At 69.9% G+C, this 17,616-nt stretch carries 9 protein-coding genes; 3 read left to right on the top strand and 6 right to left on the bottom strand.

What is annotated here, in order from left to right; translation table 11 throughout:
* Positions 1–46: 46 nt before the first annotated feature.
* The 4 genes from ACWGR4_RS26530 to ACWGR4_RS26515 are packed head-to-tail and all read right to left on the bottom strand — an operon-like array spanning position 47 to position 11,941.
* Positions 47–955, bottom strand: coding sequence for a pyridoxal-phosphate dependent enzyme (locus ACWGR4_RS26530; protein WP_452130499.1), 909 nt, complete (start codon positions 953–955; stop codon positions 47–49).
* A 12-nt stretch (positions 956–967) separates the two neighbouring features.
* Positions 968–7,900: an amino acid adenylation domain-containing protein gene (locus ACWGR4_RS26525; RefSeq protein WP_452134250.1), complete on the bottom strand. Its 6,933-nt coding sequence runs from the start codon at positions 7,898–7,900 to the stop codon at positions 968–970.
* A gap of 17 nt (positions 7,901–7,917) precedes the next feature.
* Complete coding sequence (locus ACWGR4_RS26520; protein ID WP_452130502.1) at positions 7,918–8,949, bottom strand: aldo/keto reductase; 1,032 nt, start codon at positions 8,947–8,949, stop codon at positions 7,918–7,920.
* The gene (locus tag ACWGR4_RS26515; RefSeq protein ID WP_452130503.1) at positions 8,942–11,941 is read right to left on the bottom strand and encodes a non-ribosomal peptide synthetase; all 3,000 of its coding nucleotides are present in this window, start codon (positions 11,939–11,941) and stop codon (positions 8,942–8,944) included. The genes ACWGR4_RS26520 and ACWGR4_RS26515 overlap by 8 nt, the downstream gene beginning before the upstream one ends.
* 418 nt (positions 11,942–12,359) lie before the next feature.
* Here ACWGR4_RS26515 and ACWGR4_RS26510 point away from each other — a divergent pair, with 418 nt between their 5' ends.
* The 3 genes from ACWGR4_RS26510 (at position 12,360) to ACWGR4_RS26500 (ending at position 15,065) form a co-directional block, all read left to right on the top strand.
* Entirely contained in the window at positions 12,360–13,178 is an 819-nt protein-coding gene (locus tag ACWGR4_RS26510) for a hypothetical protein (protein ID WP_452130504.1), read from the top strand.
* Positions 13,175–14,284: an o-succinylbenzoate synthase gene (gene menC, locus ACWGR4_RS26505; protein ID WP_452130505.1), complete on the top strand. Its 1,110-nt coding sequence runs from the start codon at positions 13,175–13,177 to the stop codon at positions 14,282–14,284. The genes ACWGR4_RS26510 and menC overlap by 4 nt, the downstream gene beginning before the upstream one ends.
* A 367-nt stretch (positions 14,285–14,651) precedes the next feature.
* Positions 14,652–15,065, top strand: coding sequence for a DUF6069 family protein (locus ACWGR4_RS26500; RefSeq protein WP_452130506.1), 414 nt, complete (start codon positions 14,652–14,654; stop codon positions 15,063–15,065).
* Between the two features lie 223 nt (positions 15,066–15,288).
* Here the strand turns inward: ACWGR4_RS26500 and ACWGR4_RS26495 are convergent, their stop codons facing one another.
* Positions 15,289–16,059: an alpha-ketoglutarate-dependent dioxygenase AlkB gene (locus ACWGR4_RS26495; RefSeq protein ID WP_452130507.1), complete on the bottom strand. Its 771-nt coding sequence runs from the start codon at positions 16,057–16,059 to the stop codon at positions 15,289–15,291.
* Positions 16,043–17,272 carry a hypothetical protein gene (locus ACWGR4_RS26490; RefSeq protein WP_452130508.1) on the bottom strand — a complete coding sequence of 410 codons (1,230 nt, stop codon included), beginning with the start codon at positions 17,270–17,272 and terminating at the stop codon, positions 16,043–16,045. The genes ACWGR4_RS26495 and ACWGR4_RS26490 overlap by 17 nt, the downstream gene beginning before the upstream one ends.
* Between the last annotated feature and the right edge of the window lie 344 nt (positions 17,273–17,616).

The following is a 17,616-nucleotide window of genomic DNA, read 5'->3' as shown; positions in this document are numbered from 1 at the left end:
CCGGCGGGGAGGCGCGTGGACCGTGCCTCTCGCGCCTCGCACCATCTCAGCGGCCGGTCACCAGGACGATCTGGTCCCCGTGGACCTCGGCGGTCTCGGCATGGGCCAGCAGACCCGCGAGTCCGGCCGCGCCCGCTGCGGTGGGGTGTACTCCGTAGCGGCCCAGCAGGGCTTGGGCGGCCAGTAGTTCGTCGTCGGTCGCGGCGTGGGCCGCGCCGCCCGAGGCGGCGATCGCGGCCAGAGCCTCGGGGCCGTGCAGGGCATGCCAGTTGACCAGTGGCTCGTTGTGCTCCGTCGTGACCACCTCGTGGCTCGACAGCGTGCGGTACGGGCCCGGCCAACTCGTCACGATCGGGTTGTTGCCGGGGGAGCCGACCGCGTGGAGGGCCACCGGCCAGGCCAGGAGGCGGGCTTGGCGATGCGCGGCGACGATCGTCGTACCGTTGCCGACCGGGATCCACAGCGCGGCCGGAGCGGCGCCCAGCTCACGGTGCAGCACGCGCACGACATGCCCGTGCCCCGCCAGGATCGCGTCCGTGCAGGGCCCGTCGACATTGCCGTCCAGAGCGCCCAACTCGACGGCCAGGCGGTGGGATTCGTCGACGGCGTCCTCGTAACCGCCGCGCACGAAACGGATGTCGGCCCCGGCGGTCGCGACGGCGGCGCCGTCACCCCAGTCGGCGGGCAGCACCACCGTGGACCGCAGGCCCGCCGCCGCGCACGCCGTTGCCATCGCCCGGCCGTAACTGCCGCACGAGCCCACGACGATCCGGTCGTGCCCCTCGGCGACGGCGCGGGCCACGACCGCGCGGGCGGCGGGTTCCTTGTGGCTGCCGGAGGCATAGCGGGACTCGTCCTTGAGGAAGACGCGGGCGCCCGGCAGGAGGCCGTCCGCGACGACCAGGGGGGTCAGGTACGGATCGGTGGGCGACGCGAGGGAAATCGGCGGCAACACGGGGGAGTTCCTTCACCGGGTGCGGGCGGAGAGCAGTTCGTCGGCTTCGCGCTGCAGGTCGTCGCGCGAGCCGATCTCGGCGGGCGGTATGGCGTCGGGCAGTTCGTCCTCGATCAGCCGCAACCGGTCGTTGAACCAACCGCGGACGGACCAGGCCAGTTGCAGCACACCGCTCAGGACGATCAACAGGGCCAGGCCCCGTCCCGGGCCCTCGGATTCGAGCAGCGGTTGCACGAACCGCTCGGCCGGCGGCCCGACCACGAGATAACCCAGCGGCATCGTCAGCATCATCAAGGTGATGAACAGGGACAGGACTCGGCCCTGTAGTTCGAACCCGACCTTGCTCTGTACGATCGCGATCCAATGACCTTCGGCGAGGGATTCGCCGAACCCCACAAGGAACATCCCGACGACGATCAGCGCCGGGACGGTGGAGACTCCGACCAGGATCATCGCGAAACTGCCGATGCCCATCGCCATGAGCATCCCGTGACTGCGCCGGGCGGTACCGCCCCACAGACCCATCAGGACGCTGCCCACGATCCCGCCGACGCCGCCGGCACCCAGCGCCAGACCCAACACCGAATCCGACTGCTCCGCCAGCAACATGGGTGTGATGACGGCGAAGCCGAGGGTGTAGAAGACGTGGTCGATGACGAAGAAGCGAAGTGCCGCGCGCAGACCGGGTCGACGGGTGATGTAGCGCCAGCCGTTGCGGATCTCCGCGCCGAAGGTCTCCTCGCGTACCCGGAACATCAGGTTCGGGAAGCGCACGAGAAGCAGCGTGAGTGCCCCGATCGCGAAGGTACCCGTGTCCACGAGGAGCACACCGTCGATACCGATCGGGTCGATCAGCGCGGCACCGAGCATCGGTGAGAACACCAGCCCGACACCGACGCCGAGTTGCCCGATTCCGGCGGCGTGGCCGAGATAACGCTTGGGTACGAGCTGCGCGACCGCCGCGAGGTAGGCCGGCCGCTGGAACGCCCCGGCCACCGACGTCACCGACACGACCAGGTAGACGTGCCACAGGTGCAGGCCGTCGCCGTGCATGAGGACGACCAGGGCCGCCATCGAGACTCCGGCCGTGGTGTCGCTCGCCAGCATCACCTTGCGGCGGTCCCACCGGTCGGCGACGGCCCCGGCGAGCGGTCCCACGAGGATGCCGGGGAGCAGCCCGATCGCGCTCACCACCGCGAAGGAGGTGAGCGAGCCGGTGCGGTCCAGCACCCAGATGCTCAGTACCAGTGTGCTGAGCCCGCTGCCCATCATCGACAGGAGCTGGCCGAGCGCGACCAGCGCGAACTTGCGCAGATCGGGCGCGGTTCCCGCCGCCGGGCTCCGCGCCTCGGCGGGAAACCGCACCGTCGGGTTCACCCTCGACGCGGCGTTCGGCGAAGTGTCCGACCGCCGCGCACCGGCATCGACCCCGGCCACCAGGGCCTCCGCAAGCGGCTCCGCATGGCTCTTGAGGAAGAAGTGCCCCGCACGCGGCAGCACCACCAGGCCGAGATCACCCTCGGTGAAGTGCCGCCATTCCTGGTGGCGTTCCTGATAGTGCTCGGTGACCCGGTCCCGGGCGCCGACGACCGTGAGTACCGGAGCCTTCAGCGGACGGTACGCCCGCCGGTACGCCGCCGTGAAGTACTCCTCGGCGTCGCGCGCGTCGTGGCGGACGTTGCGCAGTACGAAGGCCTCCTGCCCATCGTCGTCCAGATCGGTGAATCCGCCGCGCGCGCGGAGGTAGGCCAGGTATTCACGGTCGGAGGTGAATCGATCCACCGGTACGTGCCGGTAGATCCAGTCGAAGAACCGTCCCGGCAGCCGGGCGGTCGGGAATCCCGCCCCGAGCGCGACGCCGGCCAGCCGTACACCCGCCGCCTCGGCGCGCCGTGCCACCTCCACCGTGAGTGCGACGCCCAGGCAGTGGCCGTAGAGCAGGACCGGGCCCTCGATCGTGCGGATTTCGTCGACGATGCGGTCGGAGACGACGGCGATCGGCTCCAACTCCTCGTCCGGCCTGGATCGATCGTGGCCCGGCAACTCCGCGGCGCGCAAGGCCCAGTTCGGCGGAAGCGCGTCGGCGAGCGGCTGATAGGCGACGGCGCTGCCCCCGGAGTAGGGCACCGCGACGACGGTGTGCCCGCCGGTCGCCGGGTCGGCGTCGGTGACGGTGAGCCGGTGCAGCAGCCCCTGATCGGCGGGTCCGGTCACCGAGCGCGCGTCGAGATGCGCGGCCAGGCGGCGGATGGTGGCGTACCGATAGAACTCGACCAGGCTGGGCGCCGGTTCGATGCGCCGGACGACCCGGAGAGCCGAGAACGAGTCGCCGCCGAGGTCGAAGAAGCCGTCGTCGATGCCGGGTTCGGGAACTCCGAGGACTTCCGCCCAGATCGCCGCGATCCGCTTCTCGGTACCGGTCCGAGCGAGCGTCACGGCGGACTCGGGCCCGGTCCCGGTCGGGGCGGGCAGTGCGCGCCGGTCCAGTTTGCCGTTCGGCGTCGAAGGGAGCGCGGGCAGCGTGACGATACGGGTGGGAACCATGTGCGCGGGCAGACCTGCGGCGAGCATCTCGCGGTAGGCGGCCTCGTCGACGTCCGCCCCGTCGCGGGTCACCACGTAGCCGACGAGCCGGCTGACGCCGCCGGGCGGCCCGTGTACGGCCACGGCGCATGCCTCCACCTGCGCCGGCATGCCGAGCCGGGCCTCGATCTCGCCGAGTTCGATCCGGTACCCGTTGATCTTGACCTGGTCGTCGAGCCTGCCGAGGAAGTCGACCGTGCCGTCGAGGTGGAATCGGGCCGAGTCGCCGGTGCGGTACATCCGGGCGCCGGGCGCGGCGACGAACGGATCGCTCACGAACCGCTCGGCGGTCAGCTCGGGCCGCTCGTGATAGCCGGGTGCGACGCCGAGCCCGCCCAGATACAGCTCACCGACCACGCCCGCGGGAACCGGTCGGCGGTGCGCGTCGAGGACGTAGACCCGGTTGTTCGGGAAGGGCCGTCCGATCGGCAACGGCGCGTCGTCGGCGAGGTGTTCGACCGAACCCTCGAACAGCACGTTGTCGACGGTGGCCTCGGTGACACCGTACGAATTGACGACGCGGTTGCCCGGCCCGACCAGGCGTTTCGCCAACGCGTACTCCTTGACGTGCCACTTCTCGCCGCCGCCGATCAGCAGCCGGACGAACGCCAGGTCCGCTCCGCTGCGTTCGGTGTGGTCGAGGAGCGCGCGCAGCACCGCGGGCACCAGTTCGGTGCAGGCGACGTGCTCGGTCTTCATCAGCGCGTGGAGATCGGCCGGGTCGAGCAGGGTCTCGCGCGGGGCGACCACCAGCCGGCCGCCGCTGAGGTGGGCCCGGAGCGTTTCGCCCACGAACATGTCGAAGGAGAAGCTCGCCGCCTGCAGGTAGGTCCACTCCGGCCGCAGCCGGTACGCCTGCCGCCACATGCCGGCGGCGTGCACGAGGTTGCCGTGCGTGACCACGACGCCCTTGGGCCTGCCGGTGGATCCCGAGGTGTAGATGACATACGCGGGATCGTCGGCCGTGTTGCACAGGGACAGGTCGCCGTCGTCGTCGGGAAGCCCTTCGGGCAGCCCTTCGGCGAGGTAGTCCCGGTTGATCACGACCGTCGCCCCGCTGTCGGCCGGCATGTACTCCAGCCGGTCGCTCGGGTAGGCCGGATCCAATGGCACGTATGCGCCACCCGCCTTGAGCACCGCCCACATCGCGGTGAAGAGTTCGACGCCGCGATCCAGGTTGATCGCGACCCGATGGCCCGGCCGAACCCCCTCCCGGCGCAGTCTCCGGGCGAGCCGATTGGCCCGGCGGTTCAACTCCCCGTAGGCCAAGGTGTCGTCGCCGACGGTGAGCGCGGGTGCGTCGGGTGTGGCTGCGGCGTGGCGTTCGAACAGCTGGTGTACGGCGACGGCATCCGGGATGGGGGCGACGATGTCGTTCCAGTCGTCCACGATGCGCCGATGCTCACCTGCGGTGAGCATCGGCAGCCGGGTGACCGGCGTACTCGCCCCGCCGATCGCCGCGTCGAGGAGCGTCAGCAGGTGGTCGACGAACGCCTCGACGCGTGCCTCGTCGAAGAGTTCGGCGGCGTAGTCCGCGTTCAACACCGCGCCGTCGGCGGGGAAGTCGAGCCCGATCGCGAGGTCGACCATGGTCGCGGCCGGCGCCAACTCACCGGCGTAGCGAAGGAGCTGATCGTCCGCCGTCGGCGTGTTGTGTACGGTCAGCATCACCGGACTCAGCCGCTTGGCCCCGCCGGGCCGCGCCAACGCGTCCACCAGATCCGGCAGCGCGAGTTGTCCGCGGTCGAGGTCGCCCAGAACCGCGTCCCGTACCCGCGCGACGAGTTCGGCGAACGACGGATCGCCGGACACATCGCCGCGCAGCGGCAGTACGTTCAACGCGGGGCCGATCAACGAGGCCGACTCGGCGGTCGATCGCCCGGCAACCGGTGCGAGCACGGTGACGTCCGTCCGCCCGGTGTACCGGCGCAGGACGACCTGGAGCCCGGCCAGGACCACCATGAACAGGCTTGCCCGCTGTGCGCCGGCGTAGGAACGCAGCCGATCCAGCAGGTCGGGATCGAGGGGACGGCTGATGCGGCCGGCGGCGTACGAGGGGGCGGCCGGGCGCGGCCGGTCGGTGGGCAGTTCCATGTCGAGATCGGCGCCGTCGAAGCGCTCCCGCCAGTACGAGACGAGTGCCGCGTCGGCCTTCGCATCGGCGGCGCGCGCGGCGAGATCGGGCGCGGCGGCGGCCGGCGGCAACCCGGCGCCGGTGATCGGATCCGCACCTTCGCGCACGGCCCGGTACAGCGCGGCGAGTTCCCGCCCCAGCACCCCCGCCGACCATCCGTCGAACGCGAGGTGATGCACGATCAGCACGAGCACGTCGCCGTTCAAGAAGGCGTGTGCGACGGGGCCGTGCCGGACGTCGATGCCCGCCCGATCCGGCTCGCCCGGCGTCAACGGGATCTCCGCCGCAGGTGCGACGACCATGCTCGGCTCGGTGCCGTCGTCGGGGAAGCGCGCCCGCAACAGCGGGTGCCTGCGCGTCAGTTCCGCGAGCGCCGTGGTCAGTGTCGGAACATCCGCCGGCGCTGCCCAGCGGTAGCGAATTCCCAGCGTGTACACGGGCAGATCGGCGCACAGCTGCTCGGCGATCCAATAGTCGCGCTGCATCGGACTCAGCCGGTGCGGGACCCCCTCGGCCAGGGTGGCGACGGGAGGCCCGTCCGCGGCGCCCTTCCCACCGCCGATCAGCTCCGCGAGCGCGGCGACGGTCGGATCCGCGTACCACCGGGTGAGCGTCAACTCCGCGCCGTGCCGCAACCGCAGGGCGGCGATGAGCCGTACGGCGTCCAGGGAATCGCCGCCGAGCGCAAGAAAATCATCGGCCGCACTCGTCACGGGAACGCCGAGAATCTCCCCCATCAGCGCACCGGCGCTGCGCTCCGCCGCCGTCCCGGCGACAACTGGAGCGTCCGGCTGCGGCACCGGCACCGGCACCGTCGCCGCGAGCGCCGCCTTGTCGATTTTCCCCTGCGGGTTCAGCGGAAACCGCCGATGCCCGACCAGCGCGGCCGGGACGAGATGGGCCGGCACCAGGTCGGCGAGCGCGGCCCGTACCGCCGCCAGGTCGGTCGTGGCCTCGGTGACGACATGCCCGATCAGCTTGGCGCGGCCGGTGTGCTCGTCGACCAGGACGACCGCGTCGGTGATGCCGTCGAGCGTGCGCAGCGTCGCCTCCACCTCCGCCGGCTCCACCCGGTGGCCCCGGATCTTCACCTGGTCGTCGAGCCGCCCCAGGAACTCCAACTGCCCATCGGCAGCACGCCGCACGCGGTCCCCGGTGCGGTACTCACGGCCCCGCCCCGGCGTCGTGACGAACCGTTCGGCGGTCAGCTCGGGACGGTTCAGGTAGCCGTCGACCACGCCGATGCCGCCGATCAGCAGCTCGTCGTCGGCGCCGATCCGGCAGGTCACGCCCGGGTGGGGGAGGCCGATCGGGACCACGTCCCCCGACCACTCGGTCACGTCCGCGGCCGTGGCGCCGACGGTGGTCTCGGTGGGGCCGTACGTGTTGAACAGCCGCGCGGCGCCGCCCACCGCGGTCTGCCAGCGGCGTACCGCGTCGGGTCGCGCGGTCTCGCCGCCGATGATCACGCACCGTACGGCGGCCGGGAGCTTGGTCTCGCCCCGGTCCAGCGCCGCGACCAATTGGTGCCAGTACGCGGTCGGCAGGTCCAGGACGGTGATCCCGAGCGCGTCGCAACGGTCGAGGAACAGGTCCGGCCTGCTGATCATGTCGTCGTCGCGCAGCACCAGGGTGGCGCCCCGGAGCAGCGGACAGAAGATCTCCTCGACACTCGTATCGAAGCTCAACGAGGCGAACTGCAGGATCCGGTCGCCCGCCGCGAAACCGAACCGGTCCGCGAACACAGCCGTGAAATCCCGCAGTTGCCGACGCCCGACCAGGACGCCCTTCGGCCGACCCGTCGAACCGGAGGTGAAGATGACGTACGCGGGGTCCCGTCGGCGCACGCTCTCGTCCAGCGGCAGCACGCCGTCGACCGTGATCAGCGCGCGCGGCCGGGTCTCCTCGATCATCAGGTCCAGGCGGGCCGCCGGGTACACCGGGTCGAGGGGTACGTACCCGGCCCCGGCACGCAGCACCGCAAGGATCGCCACGATGGCGTCCCGGCCGCGCGGCAGCCGGATTCCGACGAGATCACCCGGTCGTACGCCCGCGTCGGCCAGTCGGTCCGCCAGGTCGGCGACCAGGGCGAACAGGGCCGCGTAGTCCAGTTCGCCGTGCGCGTCGGCCAGTGCCGGCGCGTGCGGCGTCCGGGCGGCCTGCGTGGCCAGGGACGACCAGACGTCGCCGTCGACGGCGGCGGGCGATGTGTCGTGGGTTCGGGTCACCCGGATCTCCTCGGTGCTCACATCGACCAGTGCGTCGGCCGCCGGTCCCAGCGGTGGGCGCGCAGCGCTTCGAGCAACTCCGCCGGCAGCGGCGCCGATCCGGACACGCGCAGGTTCGAGCGCACGTGCTCGGGGCGGCGCATGCCCGGGATGACCACGGAGACGGCGGGATGGTGCAGTGCGAAACGCAGCGCCAGTTCCGGCAGGGTCTGCTCGGCGGGGACGAGGCCGCGCAGCGCGTCGACACGTTCGATGGTCGGCGGCAGGTTCTCCGGCCCGAAGTAGACGGCGCGCCAGTCCTCGGGGGGAAACACGGTGTCGGCGCTCAGGTTCCCGGTCAGCGAACCCTCGTCGAAGGGGACCCTGGCGATGATCGCGATGTCCTCCTCGATCGCGCGCGGGAACAACTCGTCCTCGGGAGCCTGGTCGAAGATGTTGTAGATGACCTGGATCGCGTCGACCAACCCGGTGTCGAGCGCGGCGAAGCAGTTCGTCGGCTCCCAGCGGTTGACGCTGATGCCGAATCCGTCGATCAGGTCCTGCTCCTTGAGCAGGGTGACGGCCTTCTGCCAGGCGGGCTCCGCGGCCCAGCGGTCCTCCCAGACGTGGAGCTGGAGAAGGTCGATCCTGTCGACGCCGAGGTTGTCCAGGCTGCGCCGCGTGTAGTCGAGGATGTGGTCGAGGGGGAAGACGTCCTCGATGGTGTCCTGCGGGCGCGGGGGCCATTCGCGGTTGAGCGGGGGAACCTTGGTGGCCAGCCGGATCCCGGCGTCGGGGCGGCGGTCGCGCAGTTCGCCCAGCAGTTCCTCGGACTTGCCGCGCCCGTAGGCCCAGGCCGTGTCGAAGAACGTACAGCCCATGTCCACGGCGAGGTCGAGGGCATCCGGGGCGATGTCGTAGTCCCAGCCGGTGAATCCGCCCGGGCCGCCGCCGATTCCCCACATGCCGTAGCCGACCTCGCCGACCCTCCAGCCGAGGCGTCCCATGGTGCGCCGGCGCATCGGCGTCTGTTGCTCGTTGACGACCATCGGTCGCTCCTCGTCATGCACCGACAGGCTCCTTCGGGCGGGTGTGCGATGTGGTGAACAGGGCGGGGTTGTCCTGCAGGAGGTTTTCGAGCACGCCGCGAAGGCCCGCCTCGTCGTTGCCGCAGCCGGCGGCGCGGTGCTCGAAGACGGCGAGCAGCGCGCCCAGTTCGGTGTCCCCGGTCGCCGCGGCGGTGCGCAGCCGGGACAGGAACAGCGAGCAGGACACCCGCTCCGCGCGCGCGTCGGCCAGTTCGTCGAAGTGCACGCTGCCCGGGCTGAAGAGGTGCACGGCACGTCCGTGCATCGCCGGATCCCGGATCGCCTCGACGATGGCCCGGGCGATCGTGTCCAGCGGGCTGTAATCCGACCGGATCGTCGCCCGGGGCACCGCGCCCAGCCGCTCGAAAGCGGTGAGCAGCAGATGGGTGAGCGCGGTCGGGTTGGGTACGGCGGTGGTATCGACGGCGGGCATGACCTCGCCCAGGCGCAGCACCGTCACGGGCAGGTCGTCGGCGGCGTCGACGAGCCGCTCGGCCACCCACTTCGACAGGCTGTAGCCGCTCGACGGCCGGGTCACGGCGGTGATGTCCACGTCCTCGGACACCGGGTGGCCGACGGCCAGTGCGTGGTCGTGCAGGACGCCGAGCGTCGAGATGTAGTGCAGGGGGATGCCGCCGGCTTCGCGGGCGAGGCGGATCAGCTCCGCCGTGCCCAGCACGTTGGGCTCGCGGTGCATGCGGTAGTCGTACAGGAGGTTCACCAGGGCGCCGCCGTGCACGATCAGGTCGCACTCCTCGGCGAGCCGGCGTCGGCGGGTGTCCGTCAGCCCGAAGCCGGGGAGGGCCAGGTCTGCGGCGACCGCGGTGATCCGGCCGGTGTACCCGGTGTGGTTCAGGCCCTGCGCGGACAGGGCGTCCAGGAGCCGTTGCCGCGCGTGGGAATCGTCGGTGCCGCGGGTCAGGCAGAGCACCGTCAGGTCGGTATTTGCGAGGAGTTCGTGGAGCAGTCGGGTACCGACGAACCCGGTCGCGCCGGTGAGCAGCGCCGTGCGCGGCGCCCGGCTGCGTCGCGCGGGACGAGGTGCAGGGATCGCCACGAGGCCGGCGAGGTCGGTGGCGACCAGGTCGGCCGAGGACGGTATGCGGTCGTGTCCGCGCCGTGTGATCAGCCGGCGCAGGCCGCTTGCCGTCGGATGTTCGACCATGTCCCGGACGCCGATGTCCGTGCCGAACCGGTCGCTCAGCTCGACCACGGCCGCAACCGCCTGCAGCGAGTTTCCTCCCGCGGCGAAGAAGTCGTCATCCGCCGCGAAGTCCGGGCGCCGCAGGGCGGTTCGGAGAATCGCCAGCACGGGATCGGCGCCGACGGCGGCGGGCGGCGCGTCGGGCCGCTCGACCCGGAGGGCCAGCCGTCGCCGGTCGATCTTCCCCGCCTCGGTGAGAGGCATCTCCGCCACGACCACGACGCGTTGCGGGATGCCGGCGCGAGGCAGCCCGGCCCGCAGGTGTGCAAGCACCGCCTGTTCGCTCGCCGTTCCGGTGATGACGAGCAACAGCTCACGCTCGCGGCTCTCGGCGGACCCGGTGACCAACGCGACGGCCTGGCGAACTCCCCTGCAGGCCATGGCCACGTTCTCGATCTCGCCCGGCTCGACGCGTACCCCGCCGATCTTGATCTGATGATCGACACGTCCGCCGAAGTGGAAGCGACCCTCGGCGTCGAGGTGCCCGAGGTCACCGGTGCGGTACATCCGGCCGAACGACGGCGAATCGAAGAAGCGTTGCGCGGTGCGCTGCGGTTCACCGTGGTAGCCGGCGCCCACACAGGCGCCGCCGATGACGATCTCCCCGGTCGCTCCGGGCGGCAGGGGCCGCCCGTCGACATCGACGACGACGGCGACGCAGTTGTCGATCGGCCGCCCCAGTGGGATGTCGTCGCCGTCCTCGGCGGTCACCTCGTGGAAGATCATCCCGATGGACGCCTCCGAGGGTCCGTACGCGTTGCTGACCCGCAGTCCCGGCAGCAACTCCCGCAGAGCCTGCACGTCCTGCGGATTGATCTGCTCGCCGCCGACCACGAGGTGTCGCAACGAGCGCAGCCGCTCGACCGTCGCCGGGCGCCGCTCCAACAGGGTCAGCAGCGCGCCCAGCACCGCCGGCACGAAGTCGGTGACGGTCACGGCGTGGGTGTCGATGAGGTCGATGGTGTGCTGCAGATCGAGATGCTCGCCGGAGGTGGGAACCACGGTCGCGCCGCCGGTGGTCAGCGGCCAGAACAGCTGCCAGAACGCCGAATCGAACGTGTGCCTGGTGTTCTGGAGCACCACCTCGCGGCCCGGTGGGGGACCGAACCAGCGGTCCATGAAAGCGAATCGATTCGCCAGGCCGCCGTGCAGGTTGACCGCGCACTGGGGCGTTCCGGTCGTGCCGGAGGTGTAGACGCCGTAGACGACGTCGTGCGGTGCCGGATCGGGCCTGCCTTCGGCGGTGAACTGCGCGTCACAGTCCGCGAGTTCGACGCGGATCGCCCGGTCGCGATGGGCGACGGGGACGGCGGCCGGGTCGGTGCACATCACCACAGGGGCGTCGAGCAGGTCGAGGGTGTGCGCGATCCGCGCGGCGGGCCAGCGGGGATCGATCGGTACATAGCCGATCCCGGCCAGCATCGCGGCGGCCCACGACACCGGCAGGGCGAGGCCGTCGGCGACGAGGATGGGCACCAATGCGTCCGTTTTCGGTGCGGCGGCGCGGATCCGAGCGGCCAGGGCGGCGGCGTGGGCGACGAACTGGCGGTAGGTCAGTGTTCCGTCGGCGGCGTACACCGCGACGGCATCCGGAAGGGACCGGCTGACGGCCAGAATCCGTTCCGGGACACTGCGGTAGGGGCCGTGGTCCACGCGTGGTCCCGCGAGCGGGCCGAGCACCGCCGACTCGGTGTCCTGGGACAGTGCGGCGAACCCGCCGAGGCCCAGGTGGGGTTCGGCCAGTACCGCGCCCAGCAGTTCGGTGTGCATCTCGGTGACCGCCGCCGTGGCCCGCTCCCACACATCGCCGGGAGGACATCGGAGTTCCACCGACAGCCGACCGGCGGAGTCGATCCGTACCCGCACGGTCGGCCCGGCCGTGTCGTCTGACGGATTGTGCGTGTGGACGGCGACGGCCGTCGGGTCGAAAGCGATTGCGCTGAGGGCCAGTTCCCGTCCGAGCCGTCGAGCGACTTCCGCCAGTGTCCGGACGGCGGCGTCCGCCAAAGAAATGTCGGGCCTGAGAAGGACGGGATGCCGATGGCCCCGCCAACCGAGGTTCATGGCCCCAACGTAGGTCGCGTTAGGGATCATTGGTGTGACCGGAAGTTGGCATCCACCCGACGATGATCTAAACGATGATCACGATTCCCCTACTACGCAAGCGAGTTGCGCATAATGGCGGGTCATGGACATCGGTGTGGCGGCAGCCATGGCACGAGCGAGCGCACAGCGCGCCGGCAAAAAATCCGGCGTGCGGGTCCGGATGTTGGATTCGACGGCGAGCAGCCACGCCTGCGCCCGCTTCCTTTGCGAGGTGTGGCAGAGCGATCCGGACCGACCGCCGCTCGCCGGCGACGTCGTCAAGGCGATGGCGGACGCCGGGAGTTACGTGGTGGGTGCGTTCGACGAGGCGGACGGCGACGACCGGCTGCTCGGAGCGTGCGTCGGCCTGTGGGGCCCACCCGGCCGGCCCGGAATGCACAGCCACATCGCGGGCGTCCACGTCGCCGCCCGCGGGCGCGACGTCGGCTACGCGCTCAAACTGGACCAGCGGGCACACGCTCTGGAGCACGGCGTCGATCACATCACCTGGACCTTCGACCCGCTCGTCGCCCGCAACGCCCACTTCAACCTCCACAAACTCGGCGGCACGGCGGACACGTACCTGCCCGACTACTACGGCCCCCTGTCGGACGGGCTCAACGCCGCCGACGAGTCGGATCGGCTGATGCTGCGCTGGGACCTGCGCGACGAGCGGGTCGTGGCGGCCTGCGACGAGGACCGCGGCCCGGCGCCTGCACCCGCTTCCGTTGCGGAGGAAACGGTCCTGATCGCCATACCGCCCGACATCGACCTCCTGCGGCTCCGGCAGCCGTCCGTCGCCCGTGACTGGCGCCTGGCCCTCCGGGAGACCCTGGGGACCCTGCTGGCCGACGGCGCCCGACTGGTCGACTTCGACCGCGCGGCATGCGGTTACGTGCTCACCCGAGGCGAGGGACGATGAGGATCGAGCGCGTCCGCCTCCGACGCATCTCCCTGCCGCTGGTGAGTCCCTTCCGCACGTCCCTGGGCATCGAATACGAGCGCTCGGCGCTGGTGGTGCAGGTGAGCACGCCGGACGCCGAGGGATGGGGCGAGTGCGTCGCCGGCGCCGACCCCGACTATTCCTCGGAGTACGTCGAGGGCGCCGAAGACGTCCTCCTGCGCCATCTGGTGCCCCGGCTGCTGTCGGCCGAGTCCGTGACCGCCCACACGGTGGCACCCCTGCTGGCCGCGGTCAAAGGCCACCGCATGGCAAAGGCCGCCCTCGAAATGGCGGTCATGGACGCCGAACTGCGCTCCCAGGGCGTGTCGTTCGCGGCCGGCCTGGGCGCCGTCGCCGACCGCGTCCCCAGCGGGGTATCGGTCGGCATCATGAACTCCATCCCGGAACTGATCGACGCCGTGGCGGACTATCTGGCGCAGGGCTACCAACGCATCAAACTGAAAATCGAACCCGGCTGGGACATCGCGCCGGTCCGCGCCGTCCGTGAACGCTTCGGCGACGACACCCTCCTGCAAGTCGACGCAAACGCCGCCTACACCCGTGCCGACGCCCGACACCTCGCCCGACTCGACGCCTTCGACCTCCTGCTGATCGAACAACCGCTCGACGAAGAGGACGTGCTCGGCCACGCCGCCCTCGCACGCACCCTGCGCACCCCGATCTGCCTGGACGAATCCGTGGTCTCGGCCCGCTCCGCCGCCGACGCCATCGCACTGGGCGCCTGCCACATCGTCAACATCAAACCGGGCCGCGTCGGCGGCTACCTCGAGGCCCGCCGAATCCACGACGTCTGCGCCGCCGCCGGCATCCCGGTGTGGTGCGGCGGAATGCTCGAAACGGGCCTGGGCAGAGCCGGCAACACAGCTCTGGCCGCACTCCCGAACTTCACCCTGCCAGGAGACATCTCCGCCTCGAACCGCTACTTCGCCACCGACATCACCGAGCCCTTCACCCTGCAAGACGGCCACCTGACAGTCCCCAAAACCCCCGGCCTGGGCGTCACACCCATCCCATCGGCACTCGACGAGGCCACCACGACAACAACCGAACTACACCAAAGCTGACCCCACCAAACCGCAACGCCACACGCAGAGCCCGCGATCCGAGAAGCCCCGACCGACCCCGCGCTCCCACCCAACGGCCCACCGCCGACGCCTCGGCCGTGCGAACGGCAGTCGACCGCGCGGGGGCCGACGACGGATGGCCGACCTCATCGTGGTCCCGGACGGTGCCCGCGTGGCCGAACGCCCGCCTGACCGACAACCCCTCCCGTTTGCGGGGTCCGACACCAAGCGCCGGACCACGTCGACCGAGCCGCGTCTCCGAGGTTGGTAAAAGTTGTTTCCGGGTGACCGATGAGTTGTGCCGGCGGAGCGGGTCTTCCCTGCATCGCGTACATCACCGTTGGCAGTTCGAACCGAAGAGGACACCATGACCATCACGGCCCCCACCACCACCGCCCCCGCCGTCGCACCCCGTTCGCTCATTCGCACCGGCATTTCGGCGACCGTACTCGCCGCCGCCGCGACCTCCATGGTCGCCGCTGCGGGCAACGCCGCCGGCATCAGCCTCGACATCGACGGATCACCGATTCCCGTCACCGGCTTCGCCGTGCCGACCGCCGTCTTCTCGCTCGTCGGCCTCGCGCTCGCCGCCGTCCTCAACCGCCGGGCACGCACCCCGCGCCGCACCTTCGTCCGGACCACCGTGGCGCTCACCGCACTGTCGGTCGTCCCCGACATCATCGTCGACGCCGCTCCGTCGACGAAGGCACTCCTCGCCCTGACACACCTCGTCGCCGCCACGATCGTCATCCCCGCCCTTGCGCGCCGCCTCGCCGCCTGACCGACCACAGCCGCCGAGCATGACCCACCGCCCCGTTCCACCACCGAGTCTGCGCAGGGCGGCGGCCATCAACCAGGACGCGCCCCACCCGGGTGTGCCACACCCAGGCAGCACACCGGGCCGCCGCCCAGTCTGCAGACATGCCCACCCGCAGAGTCGCCGAACTGCGCCGGGCAGTCGGCTTCGACCCGGACGACCCACGCCGGCGCGAACTCGTCCGAGGTCAGACCGGTGGCATCAGATCGCTCTCGCTGACGGTGTAGGACAGTGGGGGGTAGGTGAAGTCCGTTTCGTTGTTCTCGCGGCGCCGCAGGTGGTAGAAATCTTTCCTCTGCTCATCGTCGGCCGATATGAGACGCATACCCTGCGCAAGGTATGCGTGCCCGTCGTGAAAACGAACGAAGGTCTTGGACGTGCGAAACGTCACGCCCAGCCATTGATTGTCCGCCTGCCGGACGGGCGCGTCCGATACGATTTTGTGTTTGAATCGCCGATTCGAGTCGACGGAAAAGGCGACGATACTGTCGTGGGTGAGAGGAATCTCGAACTTCTCGCCGCCGGATGCCTTCGATTCGAAGATCAGCTTTCTCGGCGGGCTCGCGTGGGGATACTGATAGCAGGAGAAGACGGCGATGAACGACTCGTCGGCGAGATCGAGGGCCTGGTCGGAATGGCTGCCCATGGTTGTGTAGGCGTTCGTGTAGATCTCGATGAGAGCGTTGTTGAAATCGACCGAAAGCGCCGCGCGCTCTTGAACCCGTTGTGCCAGCCGTTCGTGCACCGCCCGGAAACGCTGCGCCGGGCTGCTGTACCGAGTGGTGGTACGTACGAGGGCCACGCCACCGGCCTCGTCGACCTTGGTCAGCACGGCGCCCCGCCGGCCTTTTCCGACGTCTTCCCAATGAGCCGACGCGGACAGCTCTGCAAAGAGATTCTTTTCGGTCGACAAAGTGCATGCGAGGATTTCATCCGGGATTCTAGACTCGCGGGGCAACGTAGTCTCCCGTGTTCATGCTGAAAAGAAACTCGTTACCGTAGTCGATGAAGGACGTGGTCCGGTTCTCCTCTGCGTACAGCCTGCGCAGCTCGTCCATGCCGGCCGGTGTGGGTGGCGCCAGCTTCACCAAGTCTTCGGCCGCTTTGAGGAACGTATGGCCGTTCTTGTGCACGGCTTCGGCGCTCGAACAGCGCACCACGTATCCCAGGCGGGTGGGGAGGAGCTCGGCGTCCAACGTCGAGGGCCGGATCTCGTGTGTATACAGGCGGTTGGTGGACAGCGGCATGAAGAATACCGAGCCGGGATAGAGCGTCAGAGTGAACTGCGAGGGGAGTGCGCCCCCATCGCGCCCTGCGGTCGGCTCCTTGAGGTGAAAGCGGAGTCTGGTCAGGCCGCTGACGCCCTTCACGCCGTGGTCGAACGCGTCTTCGGCCAGAGGCCGCAGCTTGTCCAGCTCGTCGTAGAAAGTGCAGAAGGCCATGATGCCATTGACCGGCATGTCCTTGGTCTTGTCGGCATGGGCCGAGATCTTGGCCTTGGACTGCTTGCGCTCGTCCGTGGCAAGGGTGTTGTGGTAGGTCTGAGCGAGGACGTGGTTCAGGGGTGCCTGGTCCCGAAAGACGGTGGCGGCCTCGCGGTTCAGAGCCTCGACGATGTGCGTGTCGGTCGAGCGAAAGTTCTCGGTCGGCCCCGAGAGATTCGTGGAGCACCGGAGCAGACGGAAATGTAGTTCGTCACCGTTTTGTGTGACGGGCGTCAGATATATGCCGCTGCGGTGGGCCGTTCCAGGCTTGGTGGACTCCGTCAGAGACTGGAACGCGTGCTCCGCGTGGATCCGCCCGAAGTGGTCGGCGCCGAGTCCGAAAAAGCGGCGGTAGTACACGCCGATGCCGTGCACCCGGATGGGAACCCGACCGAGGTCGACGAGCGTCCAAGGTTCGTCGACGCCCTCGTGGTAGCCGTGTGACAGCTCCCTGATGACGAATACCCGGGCAGCCGCACGCAGTTGACGACCGCTGACCCCGGATATGTCGCCACACAGATAGACAGTCTTCTGCGCGAGATCGGGCGAACCGGACGCAAGATCCTCCGGTGTGATCGTGGACCCGAAGAAATCCCTGACCAAGTCGTTGTCATGCAACACCGAAGGCGCGACCAGGATGTTGCTCGCATCGTCGATGCGGGCTTCCGCCGACTCCGGTGTGTACATCAACGCTACCTGCCGTTCGCAGAACTTGATGATTTGCTCAAAATCTTGATCCTCTCACGGGGGCTCGACAGCGGGCAACGGGCCTCGCGGCACGGGCGCTTGGGCGGCGATCAGGTCGGCGGCCGGCCGACCCCTCGCCGGATCAGCTCGGTCGCGGACCAGGCGCACCCACGGCGCCGTTCACGAACGCAGCCGACCGACGATGGGGCTCGTGGCCGTATTCGCCGGGGGCTACCCCCACTGATTCCTCGATTCCTCCGCGTCCGGGTCCGGGAGCGATGGTCCGGGACACCGATGCGGTGGGCCGGGAGCGCCCGACGTTCTTCGACGCCTGACAGCCACGA

The organism is Embleya sp. NPDC055664, assembly GCF_053618075.1.
This window is presented reverse-complemented; position numbering and strand designations above follow the sequence as displayed.